Origin of the sequence: Sulfitobacter sp. SK012, from assembly GCF_003352085.1 — a bacterium.
Lineage (GTDB): Bacteria > Pseudomonadota > Alphaproteobacteria > Rhodobacterales > Rhodobacteraceae > Sulfitobacter.
Window position 1 is genome coordinate 3,475,306 of sequence record NZ_CP025804.1, and the last position, 14,419, is coordinate 3,489,724.

12 protein-coding genes and 1 pseudogene are annotated in these 14,419 nt (G+C 51.9%); 10 read left to right on the plus strand and 3 right to left on the minus strand.

The window, feature by feature from the left end; translation table 11 throughout:
* Positions 1-161: 161 nt before the first annotated feature.
* Together C1J03_RS16970 and C1J03_RS16975 are read right to left on the minus strand one after the other, a co-directional pair.
* Positions 162-1,733 carry an adenylate/guanylate cyclase domain-containing protein gene (locus tag C1J03_RS16970; RefSeq protein ID WP_114889058.1) on the minus strand — a complete coding sequence of 524 codons (1,572 nt, stop codon included), beginning with the start codon at positions 1,731-1,733 and terminating at the stop codon, positions 162-164.
* Positions 1,734-2,401: 668 nt separating this feature from the next.
* On the minus strand, positions 2,402-3,034 hold the full coding sequence (locus tag C1J03_RS16975; protein ID WP_114887665.1) for a TetR/AcrR family transcriptional regulator: 633 nt from the start codon (positions 3,032-3,034) through the stop codon (positions 2,402-2,404).
* A 114-nt stretch (positions 3,035-3,148) separates the two neighbouring features.
* Between C1J03_RS16975 and C1J03_RS16980 the strand changes: the two genes are divergently transcribed.
* The 8 genes from C1J03_RS16980 to C1J03_RS17020 all read left to right on the plus strand — a co-directional run bounded on the left by C1J03_RS16980 (position 3,149) and on the right by C1J03_RS17020 (position 12,076).
* Positions 3,149-4,387 (plus strand): hypothetical protein, encoded by a 1,239-nt coding sequence (locus C1J03_RS16980; RefSeq protein ID WP_162798574.1) that lies wholly within the window; start codon positions 3,149-3,151, stop codon positions 4,385-4,387.
* A 5-nt stretch (positions 4,388-4,392) separates the two neighbouring features.
* Complete coding sequence (locus C1J03_RS16985; RefSeq protein WP_114887667.1) at positions 4,393-5,511, plus strand: hypothetical protein; 1,119 nt, start codon at positions 4,393-4,395, stop codon at positions 5,509-5,511.
* A 402-nt stretch (positions 5,512-5,913) separates the two neighbouring features.
* Entirely contained in the window at positions 5,914-6,363 is a 450-nt protein-coding gene (locus tag C1J03_RS16995; protein ID WP_114887669.1) for a hypothetical protein, read from the plus strand.
* Positions 6,364-6,720: 357 nt separating this feature from the next.
* Positions 6,721-8,220, plus strand: coding sequence for an IS21 family transposase (gene istA / locus C1J03_RS17000; protein ID WP_114882484.1), 1,500 nt, complete (start codon positions 6,721-6,723; stop codon positions 8,218-8,220).
* Entirely contained in the window at positions 8,217-8,981 is a 765-nt protein-coding gene (gene istB / locus C1J03_RS17005; RefSeq protein ID WP_114882482.1) for an IS21-like element helper ATPase IstB, read from the plus strand. Before istA ends, istB begins: the two co-directional genes overlap by 4 nt.
* 97 nt (positions 8,982-9,078) lie before the next feature.
* Positions 9,079-10,233 carry an FAD-binding domain-containing protein gene (locus C1J03_RS17010; RefSeq protein WP_254694079.1) on the plus strand — a complete coding sequence of 385 codons (1,155 nt, stop codon included), beginning with the start codon at positions 9,079-9,081 and terminating at the stop codon, positions 10,231-10,233.
* Between the two features lie 53 nt (positions 10,234-10,286).
* Complete coding sequence (locus C1J03_RS17015; RefSeq protein ID WP_114887671.1) at positions 10,287-10,502, plus strand: TIGR03643 family protein; 216 nt, start codon at positions 10,287-10,289, stop codon at positions 10,500-10,502.
* A gap of 29 nt (positions 10,503-10,531) precedes the next feature.
* The gene (locus tag C1J03_RS17020; protein ID WP_114887672.1) at positions 10,532-12,076 is read left to right on the plus strand and encodes an FAD-binding domain-containing protein; all 1,545 of its coding nucleotides are present in this window, start codon (positions 10,532-10,534) and stop codon (positions 12,074-12,076) included.
* Positions 12,077-12,432: 356 nt separating this feature from the next.
* Here C1J03_RS17020 and C1J03_RS17025 read toward each other — a convergent pair.
* Positions 12,433-12,532, minus strand: a pseudogene (locus C1J03_RS17025) (IS5/IS1182 family transposase); the annotation flags it as partial.
* Positions 12,533-13,036: 504 nt separating this feature from the next.
* Between C1J03_RS17025 and C1J03_RS17035 the strand changes: the two are divergent.
* Together C1J03_RS17035 and C1J03_RS17040 are read left to right on the plus strand one after the other, a co-directional pair.
* Positions 13,037-13,714: an amino acid ABC transporter permease gene (locus C1J03_RS17035; protein WP_114887674.1), complete on the plus strand. Its 678-nt coding sequence runs from the start codon at positions 13,037-13,039 to the stop codon at positions 13,712-13,714.
* Complete coding sequence (locus C1J03_RS17040; protein ID WP_114887675.1) at positions 13,711-14,415, plus strand: amino acid ABC transporter permease; 705 nt, start codon at positions 13,711-13,713, stop codon at positions 14,413-14,415. The genes C1J03_RS17035 and C1J03_RS17040 overlap by 4 nt, the downstream gene beginning before the upstream one ends.
* The last annotated feature ends 4 nt before the right edge of the window (positions 14,416-14,419 follow it).

Sequence of the window (14,419 nt, forward strand, 5' to 3'; positions counted from 1 at the left end):
GGTCAGAGTTCATTTTTCAGCTTCAATCAGAAAGTGCTATTGGGTTTGGAACGGGTTGTTCGTTTCTTAGCATTTCATGCAAAAAATACTTGATCGTTTGTTTTTGTGCGTAGCCGGATCTGTCCAGATATGACACCACAGAACCAAGCAACAAAATCTCGTTACCAAGCCGTTTCAGGTGGCTGAACTTTGATTAGGGCATCCTGGATGGTCGCGCGCAGCGCCGCGCGCGTTGGTTCATCAAAGGACGCCAAATCTACCGTCAGCTTGCTTCCTTCTTCTACCTGCAGGACCTTACGAGTTTTAATTTCGGGAACCTGCACTTTTTTGATGTGGTAGGGTATAATTTCGCGCGCGATGCCTTTGAATTGAACAGCCTCCAATGGCTCTGCCTCAATGATATCGCGGACATGAGCGTAGGTCTCGTAACTCAGAACGATACCGCCTGGTTCTGCGATGCTTTCCAATCTTGCGGCCAAGTTCGCCTCGGCACCAATGATCGTGTAATCCATCCGCTCGTCAGAGCCAAAATTGCCAACGTTACAAAATCCTGTGTTGATCCCCATTCGCGCTTTGAACGGATGTTCAAGTCCTTTCTGGTTCCATACTTCGCCCAAATCCGTCAACCGTCGCTGCATATCCAATGCCATGCGCACGCAGGCACGCGCGTCTTCGGTGGCACCTTTCGTCTCTGGGTCACCAAAGAACGCAACAATCGCGTCACCGATGAACTTGTCGATGGTTGCGCCATGGGCTTCGGCGATGTGGGACATTTCAGTGAAATATTCATTTAGGAGAGCGGTTAACTCTTCTGGCTGCATACGTTCCGTCGTGGCCGTGAAGTCTTTAATGTCAGAAAAGAAAACCGTCAGTTTTTTCCGTTCGGTAGAAATCGAAGCGTCTTTCTCTCCTGAAAAGATCGATTTGTAGACTTGCGGTGAAAGGTACTTGGAAATCTTCAACGATATGCCAGCCAAAAACTCGTTGTTTGCGGTCAGCTCATCGTTCATCCGGCTGAAACTGCCAGCAAGCTTGTACTGCATAGCAGCAAAGAAAAGACCCATGGTTCCGGCGGCCGCAAAATAGAGCAGAAGCCACTTAAATGACCATAGGTTGAGGGCCACGGGCTGACGCACAGTAACGGTTTGCAATGCGCGGACGTCACCAACGATCCAATCCGTCTTAGGGCTCTCGGCATGGGAATTGTGGCAGCTGACGCATCCCCCTTCCATAACCACTGGCGTCGCCAGAGTTATCTCGCGGTTCCATACATTTCCTGTTGAATTTACAATGAATTGCGGTCCCTGCGGCTCGGCACGAAATTGGAACAACGCACTGCGTTCGAACTCATCGAGCCTATGTGGAGGACGGTTGGCGAATGCGTAATCCGAGACAAAGCGATACTCAACATCTCCCTCAGCCGACCCGATCTCCGCTCCAAGTTCGAGCGAAAGCGTTGCCGGGATCGGGATTGCCCCATTCACATCAAGATAATTGTGCAGTGCCTGAGTTTCAGTATCGGAATTCACCACCCGCGACACTACGTTCGTCGCATAATATGACCGTACTGATGTGATGATACCATTTAAGCTGCTTGCCTGCCGACGAAGCGTTTCATCCGACAGGTTGCGCAGATCAAGCCAAATAGCCGCCGGAAGACCGACGAGTGCAATCAAAACGACGACGACCAACCAATATGGCCGCGCCAAAAGAAAACGCCCGAAATGGTCCATCAAATACCCTTGCTGCAGCATTTCCCTGGTGGAAACTTCTATGATGCATGATCCTGTTTTGCGCACCTAACAAGCATTCATAGCTATGTGGCCAGTTTTTCTGCATCGCAGGTTAGAGCTCAACCCCACCCCCCACCGCCAAAGGCGGTGGGGGGTGGGGTGTCCGGTTAGAAGAAACTCAGTAGCAACGGGCTGGTCATCGCCACCGTTTTGACAGGGGAGACACACGCTCTATGCGTGTTAACCATTCGGGCTGGTGCGGCGGCGGGCTCAAGAAATTTAGTCGAGACTGTGTCTGCAATGCGGACCTTCGTACTAATCGCAGCGAACGGAGGCTCTCCGTCTTTTCGCGAACATGTGTGTGATGCAGCATTGGTCACAAAGGGCTCATTCCTGTCGTTCGCGGCAAAGGCCATCAAGGTCCGCTAAGGGCCGGAAGCGGCGGTCGCGTCTTTTACAGTCAACGGCGGTTTTGTCCCGCATAGCAGTCATCGGAGGCGGTCGCAGCGAATGACGGCTTTGAGCCAAAGCTGACTCGTTGGGCTAGCGGTGCTATACAAGTGCCACGTGTTTAAAAAACCCTCCGATGGGGCAGACCAATGTCTGACAAGGGAGGGATTAGTTCATAATTTTCCCGCTGTTGACCCACAACCGGGCGTTGAGCTTCCTTATCGTAGGGACCCCTGGCCGGTGATCAAAACAAGATCGGTGTTACGAATTGCCTTGATCTTAAGTGCCTCCAATGGCGCTCCGGCGCGCGCTTGCATGATCATCGCGGCACCCAAGTCCATGATCAGGGAAATCGCGGCGTGAGCGTCGAAATTTTTGGGCAAGCTATTCTTTTCGATCTGTTCCTCGAAATAGGCAGACATACGCGCGTAGCTTTCCTTGGGTGCCGTATTCAAGACCGCTGCGACTTTGGGCAGCCGATCCATCAAGGGCATAGCGATGGACAAGATCAGGCAGCCGGATGGGTGATTGGGCGAAGCGACATTGTTTGCAAGGTTGATGAAGTAATCCCGTATCCCTTCGCTGGGCGTGTCAGCTTTTGCCATGGCATCCAAGGACGCCTTTGATCGCGTTTGCCGGTATCGATTAATGGCCGCCACGAACAGGTCTTCCTTAGCCCCAAAGGCATTGTAAAGGCTTGGTTTTGTCAGGCCCGTACGTTTGGCGAGCGTCTCTGTATCCGAGGCCTCATATCCGAGCTCCCAAAATACGTCGATCGCCTTGTCCAGCACTTCATCTTCATCGAATTTTCGCGGTCTACCTGGACTGCGTTTCTTACTGTTTTCTACCATTCAGTATAAAACTCCTTGACTCATCTTGCGCAGCATTATTATCTACTGATCAGTACAATACCAGTACTTATGCGTCAACACGCCGTCGACGCAAACACCAAACGGGAGACCAACATGTCGAAACAAAACAAGTTTGCCATAACACTTTCAGTGGCGTTGCTGATCGGAACCAGCGCTCTTGCTGACACATCATTGGATATCAAGTTCGCTGGTGCTCTTGAATTTGCCGAGGACGGAACGCTTTTTGTGGGCGATAACTACAATGGTGCCATCTACGCTTTCGACATGCCTGCAACGGGTGGTCCAGAGCAGATCATGCCAAGCTCGATTGCCAACATCGATGCGAAAATCGCTGAACTGCTTGGTGTCGGTGTCCATGCCATCGAACTCAATGACATGGCATCCCACCCGATCACCCAAGACCTTTACATCTCGGTGACGCGTATCGGCAGTTCTGCTTCGCGGCCCGCAATTATCCAAGTGACACAGGATCAACAGATTAGCCTTGTAGATCTCGCCTCGTTTGACTTCCAAAAACAAGGCTTGATGGAATTCCCCGAAGGCGAGACTACGTTTGGCGTTCGTGGGATGGGTCCGATGCCACCGTTAACACGGGACATCGCCAAGGGTGAAATCCCGCTGCGCACACTCGCAATCATGGACATGGAATATTACGAGGGGGAGCTTTTCGTTGCTGGTGTGGCCCATGACAACTTCTTGTCTTCGCTGCGCCGGATGCCGTTTCCGTTCGATGGAAGCCAAGGCATCACAAATGTTGAGATGTATCATATTACCCATGACCAGTATGAGAGCCGCGCCCCTATCCGGGCCATGTCCGTGCAAGAGATCGACGGAAAACCGCAGTTGGTAGCCGCCTATACCTGCAGCCCAATCGTGCTGGTGCCGCTGGAGGACATTCAAGACGGGGCGAAGATCGCTGCCAACACGATCATGGACTATGGTAACGGCCAGCCGCTGGATATGATCCCGTTCCAGATGCAGGATCAAACGATGTTGTTGGTGACCAATGACAGCCGCTCGCCGCAGGTCATCCCGATCTCCGGGCTGCAAGACGCGAAAGTCGTCGATCACAACGACTTTGAGCGCGGCGGCAAGCTCGATCTGCATCCCGTGATGCCCTATGGCCCGGTGGGTGAAGCAGTCATGTTCGACGGGATGTCGATGCACATGACACAGGTCGGCGAGGGCATGTTGGCTTCGATCACCCGCGATCTCTACACGGGTAGCCTGAACCTCGATACCAACCCAACGTGGTTCCCCAACCGAATTCACAACATGAAAGCGGAGTTTGACTTCCCTGATTATGCGCCAGATCCAACGCGGACGCAGTGAGAAACATGATACAAGATATAAACAACGGGGTCGCCAAATATGTGGCGACCTTCCTATTGGTGAATATGATGAGTTCAGCTGCGCAATCACAGGATTTGACGCTACCGCAAGATGGGGCAGAGCCGGTAATCTTACCTTTGGTCGGCATCCATTGGGCGCAGGTGCGTCCCTCGGAACTGCTTGAAGTTTTTGTGGGCCCCGCTGAATCCTGCTGCGAGGGTCGCATAGCAATTACTGGTCAATACACACGGACCGATGATGCCCTCACGTTTTTGCCTGCCTTTGGGTTTGAAACGGGCCAAGACTATGTCGCGCGTATTCGGATACCCGAGGCAAATGACGACTTCGTCTCATTCTCCATTCCGCCCGATGGTCTCGCGGTTGATGCTTTGGTCACCGCCACCTACCCAAGCGGCGACATACTGCCTGAAAATGTGCTTCGGTTCTACATTCATTTCTCGACACCGATGTCGCCTCAAGTTGCCTTCGACTATATCAAGCTTCGCGATGCAGCGGGCAACGTCGATAATGCGGCCTTCATGCGGTTCAAACAGGAACTTTGGAATGAAGAAAGAACGCGGCTGACAGTGCTGATTGATCCTGGTCGTATCAAGCGTGAAGTAGCAACCAATGTGGAACTCGGCCCTGCCTTGCGCGCGGGGCAACTCTATACGTTATCTGTCGACGGCGGTTGGCCATCAGCAGATGGGGCTTCAGTTTTACCCCCTTTTTCCAGAACGTTTTCGGTTTCATTAGCCCTTCGAGAACGACCAGATGTGAGCCTTTGGCAAGCAACAGTGCCATGTGTTGGAACAACAGATTCGTTGTACATCGCTTTTGACCGCCCCTTTGATCGCCATCTTTTGAGCAAGGACATTCAAGTAGCGGCTGGAGATGGTCAAATCGTAGATGGGACGGTTCATGTTGGTGAAGGCGAAACTTCTTGGAGCTTCACCCCAAATGACGCGTGGACCCAAAGCGAACTCGTTGTTCATGCCAGCACTGAGCTTGAGGATGTCGCCGGAAACAACTTTCACGACCTTCTGGATCATTTGGAAACGACAGCAGACACAGAAGTTGCAACATCCGCACTTCCGATAAACCTGAATAGTTGTTCGCAGTAGCAGAACAAAGTCGAGCCACACCATTTGACTGCTTTCTAAAAGCGGTCTTTGGTGCGGCCAGGTCGAATGTCGGTTTTGTCCCGCACAGCAGACCTCTATGCAAAGCGCAGCGAAAGTCCGCAATCCGCCCTTTTAGTTAAAATGTGCATGGTGCAGAAATTGGGCCAAATCACTCGCCCACCAACGTCGCGAACGGCCCAATGCGGACCTTCGATCAAGCCGCAGCGAATGGCAGTTGAGAACCCATTGAGAATGATGCTGCGTTCGCCCCCAGTGGCTGCCTTTGCGCTTTATAAAAGTTAATGCGTGAACCCAACTGGGAAACAGTCTGGGTTCAGATGCCATAATTTGGCCATCCCGGTCATTTATCTGAACGCTTTGGAACGACGAAAGAGTAGTCCGATGGAACTGACAATCAAAGATCGGCCTGCTAAATTTGGGTTGGCTGGGTTCATGCTGGGAATTGCAAGTCTTGTGGTTATTCTCATACAACTCTCTGCATTTTTTGAGCCGCAAGAGAAGAGTAGCGGTACTGTCATTGGTGAGATTGCAGCAGAAATTAAGCAATCAGCCGCGCGTGCATTGGCACGGGAGCCAGCCCCAAAACCCACTCCGCCGCCCCAAGACTATAGTCAGTTCATTACAATTGCCGCGCTATGTGTGGCGGGTATTGCGGTAGTTCTTGGCGGCATAGGATTATACCGAAACGAACCACACCGGCTTTCATTTATGGCCGTTGGTATCGGCGTTTCAGCGCTTGTTATGCATTATGTGTTCTGGTTGGCGATCCTGATTTGTGGCGTGGCCTTGCTCATCAGTATTATCGGAAATCTCGATAGTATTTTCGACTAGGCGCAGACACTGTCATCTACAAAACGGACATTCGCCGTTCGGTACTTGATGGCAGCTAAGTCCCGCATAGCAGTCGCTGGTCCAGACCGCAGCGAAAGCCCGCTTTGAGACCCTTTTAGTTGAAATGTGCATGGTGCAGAAATTGGGCCCAATCACTCGCCCACCAACGTCGCGAACGGCCCAAAGCTGCCATTCGCCCGCCAGTCATGATGCCGCAGTGCGGCCCGTCATAGGAGACATTCGCTGCGTGTGAATCCCGGAGACAAAATGGCCATGGAAATGGTTGGGTAATCTGACCGTCGCGGAGTAAAATTCCGCAATCTAACATCTGGTGCTGTCGAGCAACGGGTGGGGAAGATGTATTCTGTGGATTTGTACAGTCGGGTGCGCCGTGCGTGCCATGTCGAAGGTAAGAACAATAGTGAGGCGGCCCGTCTGTTTGGGATTGACCGCAAAACAGTGGCGAAGATTTTGAAGCATTCGGTTCCGCCGGGTTATCAAAGAACGACCGCGCCAGTTCGTCCGAAGTTGGATCCGTTCATTGGGATAATTGATCAGATCCTGAAAGACGATAAACGGGTCATCAAAAAGCAACGCCACACAGCCAAACGTATTCATGCGCGATTGCGTGATGAACATGGGTTCACTGGCGGGATCACCATCGTCACGGACTATGTTCGTGAGAAGCAGCGACGTACCCAAGAGGTGTTTGTTCCTCTGGTTCACACCCCTGGCCATGCTCAGGTCGATTTTGGCGAGACCCTTGGTGTGATTGGTGGTGTTGAACGAAAGCTGCATTACATTGCGATATCGTTGCCGCATTCGGATGCGTTCTTCATGAAGGCATATCCGGCAGAAACGACAGAAGCCTTCTGTGATGGTCACAACGCTGCGTTTGCGTTCTTCGGTGGTGTGCCCTTGTCGGCACTGTACGATAACACCGTGATAGCGGTTGCAAAGATCTTGGGAGGAGGCAAGCGGATCCGGACCAGAACTTTCTCGGAACTACAATCGCATTATCTGTTTGAGGACCGGTTTGGCCGCCCTGGTAAAGGTAACGACAAAGGTAATGTCGAAGGTGTCATTGGCTACGGACGGAGGAACTTCCTAATCCCTGCTCCCCGGTTCGATAGTTTTGATGCTTTGAACGCCTGGTTGGAGGAACAATGTTTGAAGCGTCAGGACGATGTTGTTCGCGGGCATAGTGAGAGTATTGGTGAACGGTTGCTACGAGACCTGGACGCGTTGATGGCATTGCCCCCAACACCTTACGATGCGTGTGATAAGGTCAGTACTCGGGCAACTTCAATATCGATGATCCGTTATCGCAATAACGATTACTCCGTCCCTGTCGCCTTTGCCCATCATGAGGTTCAGGTACGCGGCTATGTCCATGAGGTCGTGATCGGCTGTGGGACCGAGATTGTCGCCCGACATCGACGATCTTACGAGAAGGCAGATATGATTTTCGACCCGATGCATTACTTGCCATTGTTGGAGCAGAAGGTTGGTGCTCTCGACCAGGCGGCACCCTTGCAGGGTTGGGATCTGCCCGATGCGTTCACGACCCTTCATCGATTGTTGGAAGCCCGCATGGGTAAGGCGGGGAAGCGCGAATATGTTCAGATCTTGCGACTATTGGAAACCTTCGAGATGGAGCACGTTCATGCTGCAATCAAACAAGCCTTGGACCTGGGCGCACTTGGCTACGATGCGATCAAGCATCTGATCCTTTGCCGGATTGAGCGTCGTCCGCCTAGGCTTGATCTCGATATCTATCCTTATCTGCCGAAAGCGGTGGTTGAGACGACAAAGCCTTCCAGCTATGCCGTGCTGTTGTCCGAGGTGGCCGCATGAACGATACTGTTACTGATACACCGCAGGTTCTGCTCAGGCATCACCTGACCAAACTTCGGCTGCCAACCTTCCAAAGCGAATACACCAAACAGGCCCAACAATGCGCCGCAGAGAACAAGGATCATGTCCAATATCTCCTGCGCTTGTGTGAGCTGGAGCTGATCGAACGTGAGCGACGGATGGTAGAGCGGCGTATCAAAGCCGCGAAGTTTCCGGCAACCAAGAGCCTGGATAGCTTTGACTTCAAAACGATCCCGTCACTGAACAAGGTGCTGGTGATGGAATTGGCCCGCTGCGAGTACACCGCAAAGCGTCAAAACGTTATCGCGCTAGGACCAAGTGGGACCGGTAAAACACATGTTGCTCTCGGCCTTGGACTGGCAGCTTGCCAAAAGGGCTTGAAGGTACGTTTCACCACAGCCGCTGCACTGGTTCATGAAATGATCGAGGCAGTTGACGAACGCCGACTGCAACGACACCAAAAACAACTAGCAGCCCAAGATTTGCTGATCATTGACGAACTTGGGTTCGTGCCACTCTCCAAGACCGGGGCCGAGTTGCTGTTCGAAGTGATCAGTCAACGATATGAACGCGGCTCCATCATCATCACATCCAACCTGCCGTTCGATGAATGGACAGAGGTCTTCGGATCAGAACGCCTCACGGGTGCCATCCTCGACCGCCTGACACACCACGTCCATATCCTGGAGATGAATGGTGAAAGCTATCGGCTGAACCAAAGCCGAAACCGCACAGCCTGAACAAACCCAACTGAAGCCAAGGAGCTGACAAATTGGCCAATTTCTCTCCGGGACGCTGACCGATTTTACTCCGGGATTGACAGCAGGCCTTGAGCGATTGGACAAATTCGCCTCGCGGACTGGCGCGCATTACGCATCTCAACGCAATTATGATTATGGTCCGGCTTATCGCAATTCGGTCTCCTCGCTCTCTCCTTGGATCCGTCACAGGCTGATCACCGAAGAAGAGGTGCTCACTCACACGCTCGCGCGCCATAGCCCTGCAGTGGCGATGAAGTTCATCCAAGAAGTGTTTTGGCGCGGTTATTTCAAAGGATGGCTAGAGCAACACCCAAGTGTTTGGCACCGTTACCAAAGCGGTCTTCAGGATGCGTTGAATGCTGTTGAAAGCGACATTCACCGAAAGACAGATTGTGACGACGCGATGGCGGGACGCACTGGCATAGCGTGTTTTGACCAATGGTGTGACGAACTCAAGGCGACCGGTTATTTGCACAATCATGCGAGAATGTGGTTCGCTTCGATCTGGATATTCACACTGCGCTTGCCGTGGGAGTTGGGAGCAGACTTTTTCCTACGTCATCTCATTGATGGTGATCCCGCGGCAAACACGCTCAGCTGGCGCTGGATTGGCGGGTTGCACACCAAAGGGAAAACATACCTGGCGCGCCCCTCAAACATCGCAAATTACACCGATGGCCGGTTTGACCCCGTTGGTGAATTGGCGCTGATTGCTGAGCCCTTAACCGAGAGCTTTGATCATCCGTTCGTTTCGCATTCTCCACCACAGCCGACACCGCAGGATGACTTTCTGATGTTGGTCACGCCCGAAGACTGTAGGGTTGAAAACTCCATTTCTGGTACACCTTCCGGAGTGCTGGGTCTGGTTCTTGCCGCCGAGCCAAACCAGAGCGATCGAATACATGCGTTCAAAAAGGGCGCTGTTGAAGATGCCATTGCACGATTGAGTGTAGGCTGCACCGTTACTTCCGCCACTAACTGGAGCACAGTCATCATTGAGGCGGCTGAACGCGCTGGCGTAACTCAAGTTGTTACCCCGTACGCTCCTATCGGTCCCACCGCGACACAGTTAGAAGCAACTCGTGATGCGCTCAGGTCTGTCGGGATTCAACTGCATCAAAAACAGCGCGCCTATGACACACTCACATGGCCTCACGCCACTAAGGGGTTTTTCAAATTGAAAAAGAAAATCCCAACCATCCTTACCGACCTCGGACTTGCGGATGCATAAGCAAAAAAACTAACCCTACTTGTCTTTGGGGGGCATCCGACTAAGTCACGCCTATGAGAAAAACAACAAACCTGCCACCAGAACATATCAGCGAAATCATAGAAATGGCGCTGTCGGATCACGTCAGCTTTGCAGATATTAAGGCTCAATATGGGATCAGCGACAAACAAGTGAAAACGCTGATGCGCCATGAGCTTAAAAGCAGCAGCTACAAGACTTGGCGCAAACGGGTGCGCGATTTTGGAGAACGCAGAGAAGTCTATAAATAGGCATCAACTAATCAAAAGGCCAAATTCTAATGTCACATGCGCCCAGCATCGTTTGGTTCAAACGTGATCTTAGGATCAATGACCACGCTCCTTTGTTGGCAGCCTCTCAGTCGAACGCCCCAATCATACCACTTTATATTGTTGAACCGGAGTATTGGCAGCAGCCTTTTGCATCACGTCGGCATTGGCATTTCATCCGTGATTGTCTGGTCGATCTGAACACAGCTTTAACTGGTTTGGGCCAACCGCTGATCATTGAAATTGGTGAGGCCGTTGATGTCATCGATAAGCTTCACACGCGCTACCGCATCAGCGACATGTATGCGCATGAAGAAACGGGAAACTCTTGGACTTATGAGCGAGATGTCGCGGTCGAGAAACTCTGTTTGGCGAATAATATCGCGCTTCATGAGTTTCCCACGAACGGAGTTGTACGGAGACTGCGCAGTCGCAATGACTGGTCTAAAACGAGAAACGCCCGCATGGCTGAAAACATACACGCAAAGCCAGATAGCCTTGTCCCAACACTGGGTTGCGGCTCTGAAATACTGCCAGATAATGATGACAAGATGTTTGGGAATAAACCAACCGGCAAGGTCCAAAAAGGCGGTCGGATAGCGGCGGTCACTGACTTGCGCAGCTTCCTAAATCATCGCTCTCAAAAATATCTCTACCACATCTCAGCACCCATCTTGTCCGAAGTTCATTGCTCAAGGCTTTCAACGCACCTTGCATGGGGATCGCTATCGGTTCGTGAGGTCGTGCATTCTATTGCCAAACGCCGCACCCAACTTTCTTCAATAGAAAAGAAGAGCTTTGGGCGGAATCTGAGCGCATTCGGATCACGACTTGCATGGCGCTGTCACTTTATTCAGAAAATTGAGGATCAGCCAGAAATCGAAACGCGTTGTATGCATCCGGCATTCGAAGGATTGCGCGAGCATGACCACAATCAGGCCCATTATCTAGCATGGACAACAGGGCAAACGGGGTACCCTTTCATTGATGCTTGCATGCGCAGCTTGATAGCGGAAGGTTGGATTACCTTCCGAATGCGAGCCATGTTGGTGAGTTTTGCCAGCTATCAACTGTGGTTGGATTGGCGTGTAACTGGACATCACTTAGCGCGATTATTCACCGACTATGAGCCAGGGATTCACTACAGCCAACTCCAAATGCAATCAGGTGTCACGGGTATCAATACGATGCGTGTGTATAATCCCATCAAACAGTCTTTGGAGCATGACTCAACGGGCGGGTTCATTCGAAATTGGGTGCCAGAATTAGAGAACGTTCCGGATGAGTTTATTCACGAGCCTTGGAAGTGGGAGAAGACATTGATTGACGACCGTGATTTTGAACTTGGCCACGACTACCCTGCGCCGATTGTTGATCATGTGATCGCTGCAAGAACGGCGAAACAAACGATTGCCGCTATTCGCAAAGGCCAAGAATTCCGCCTGTCGGCCGATGCTGTGTTTCAAAAGCTGGGAAGCCGGAAGCCCACATCCAAAAAGAGAAATAGGAGCGAAGACAAGGATCAGTTGTCTTTGTTCAAAAAGTTATATCCCTAAACTGATGGTTCCCAACCCAAAGCAGTCATTGCTTTGCTTGATGTTAAAGTCCGTTTTATCCCGCACAGCAGACCTCTGTCCAAGCCGCAGCGAAAGTCCGGATTCCGCCCTTAGTGTCGACATGTGCATGGCGCAGCAATCGGGCCGCTTCCCTCTTCGTTCATGGTCGCGAACGGCCCATAGCGGACCTTGATGGCCTTTGCAGCGAACGGCAGGTCTGAGCCCAATGTGACCGATGCCGCAAACGCTACAGATCACCGCAAAGGGCCCAGAGCAGTCATATGTGCACTTCGCAGCGGACATCAACTATCTATTCTGCCGCGCAAACACTCGAAGGGCTGCCGTTTTGTTTTATCAGCGCCAGTATAATCGGTCACATTGGGCTGCGGTGATGAAGAAACGGATCGGACGTCCGCTGGTGTCTGTGACCGCGTGCAGCGTTGTATTCATGCTACCCGAGCCACTACTGCTAACGCAAAGTTGGAAATGGCTCCGCGGTCTGCGACGGTCTCCTCCCAGATAACGGAGACTGCGGAGCCTGGCAGTGTTAAGGCCAAACACTGCAGGTGTGTTGGTTAACAAGAGCTCTCAAAGAATTCAAATCTTAAAAAATATGCCTAAAAAACAGGCGATCGCTGCTTTGCAGAAAATGCATTGCTGCAATGCAGCATTTGCAGTTGAAAAACTTGGCGACCGCGCTCAATTAGGATGTAACGCGGGTCCAAACCTCCTCCCTTGGATCAGCGTAGAGTTTTGGCGGCGCACTATCCTCCTGGTGCGTCGCCTTTTCTTTTCTCAGGAAACCTGAGCTATCAGTTCCGCATTGATCAATATCGCTGTGCAATATTTCTGTGCAATGACCAAAGAAACCGCCTCTTCTTTGCTCACAGGCTTTGAATGCTCACTGCGGTTGGGGCTTAGGTCTATTAAAAGAGATGTTAATGCTGCTCCGTCCCAACTATGGAATTAAGGTTTTTTGAGATTTATCGGCGCAGCGAGTACGTCTTTCTACTGTTGGAAGGTGCTGCATTTAGCATCGTGCTTACCTTAGCTGCAGCCTTTATCGGCTTTGCGTTTGCCTTGTTTTTATCCGGCGTACGCTTCGCGCAAATCCGCTACCTCGAAACCGTCGCCACCTGCTATGTTGAGTTCATTCGCAACACGCCCTTGATCGTCCAGTTGTTCTTTGTTGCGTTTGGCCTGCCGATGCTCTTGGGGTATCAATGGCCTTTCTGGGCACATGCCCTTTTGGCACTGACCCTGAATTTTTCGGCCTATTTTTCGGAAATTCTACGGGCAGGATATGGCACCGTCTCTGACGGCCAACGCGAGGCTGCAGCAGCGCTAGGCCTGAGCAACATGTTGATTTTCATCAAGATAATTCTGCCGCAAGCAGTTGCCAAAATGTATCCCTCGCTTGCCAGCCAGTTCATCTTTTTGTTTCTGACGACCGGCGTGATTTCAGAAATCGGCGTGAATGACCTGACGCAGGCAGGCAAGTTCATCGACAGCAGAACGTTCCGCACATTCGAGGTCTTCTTTACCCTGACACTGCTCTACATCACGATTTCACTGGGTTTTAAGCTGCTTCTCGTGGGGCTACAGCGATACCTCTTTACGTGGCAGGCCGCCCGATGAAGGACCTGTTCGTTTCCATATTCGGAGAGCCGCAAGGCGTGGTGCTGTTTCAGCTGCTTTTTGCGACGCAGTTCACCATCTATTTGTCATTGATTGCATTTGTCGGTGGCGGGATCGTGGCAGCTTGCATCACCGTCTTGCGGATCATGCCGGTTAAAACGGCACGTTTCGTAGCCCAGTGCTACATCTGGTTTTTCCAGTCAGCACCTTTGCTCATGCTTTTGTTTCTTTTCGGGCTTGGTGTGCCGCGCCTGATCGGTGTTCAGGTCAACATCTGGGTCGCCGCAAGTTTGGCACTGACCCTGTATAGCAGCGCGTATCTGGCCGAAGTCTGGCGCGGCGCAATCCAAAGCCTGCCTGACGGGCAGTGGGAAGGCGCAGAAGCACTTGGACTGCGGTTCTTGCAGACGCTGCGGCTGGTCATCCTGCCACAAGCCTTTCGGGTATCGATTGCGCCAACTGTCGGGTTCTTGGTGCAGATCATCAAAGGCACCTCACTAGCCTACATCATCGGATTCTCTGACTTGATGAGCATTGGCAAACGGTGGGCCAATGCGCCGGTTGAAGGCACAGAGCCTTTTATCATCTATCCGCTAATGGCGCTGATCTATTTCGCGCTTTGCTTTCCCCTTTCTCGGCTGGCTTTACGGCTGGAAAAACGGCTCGGGACGGTGCCCAAAACAGCACCCGTCGCGGCCTAAACCT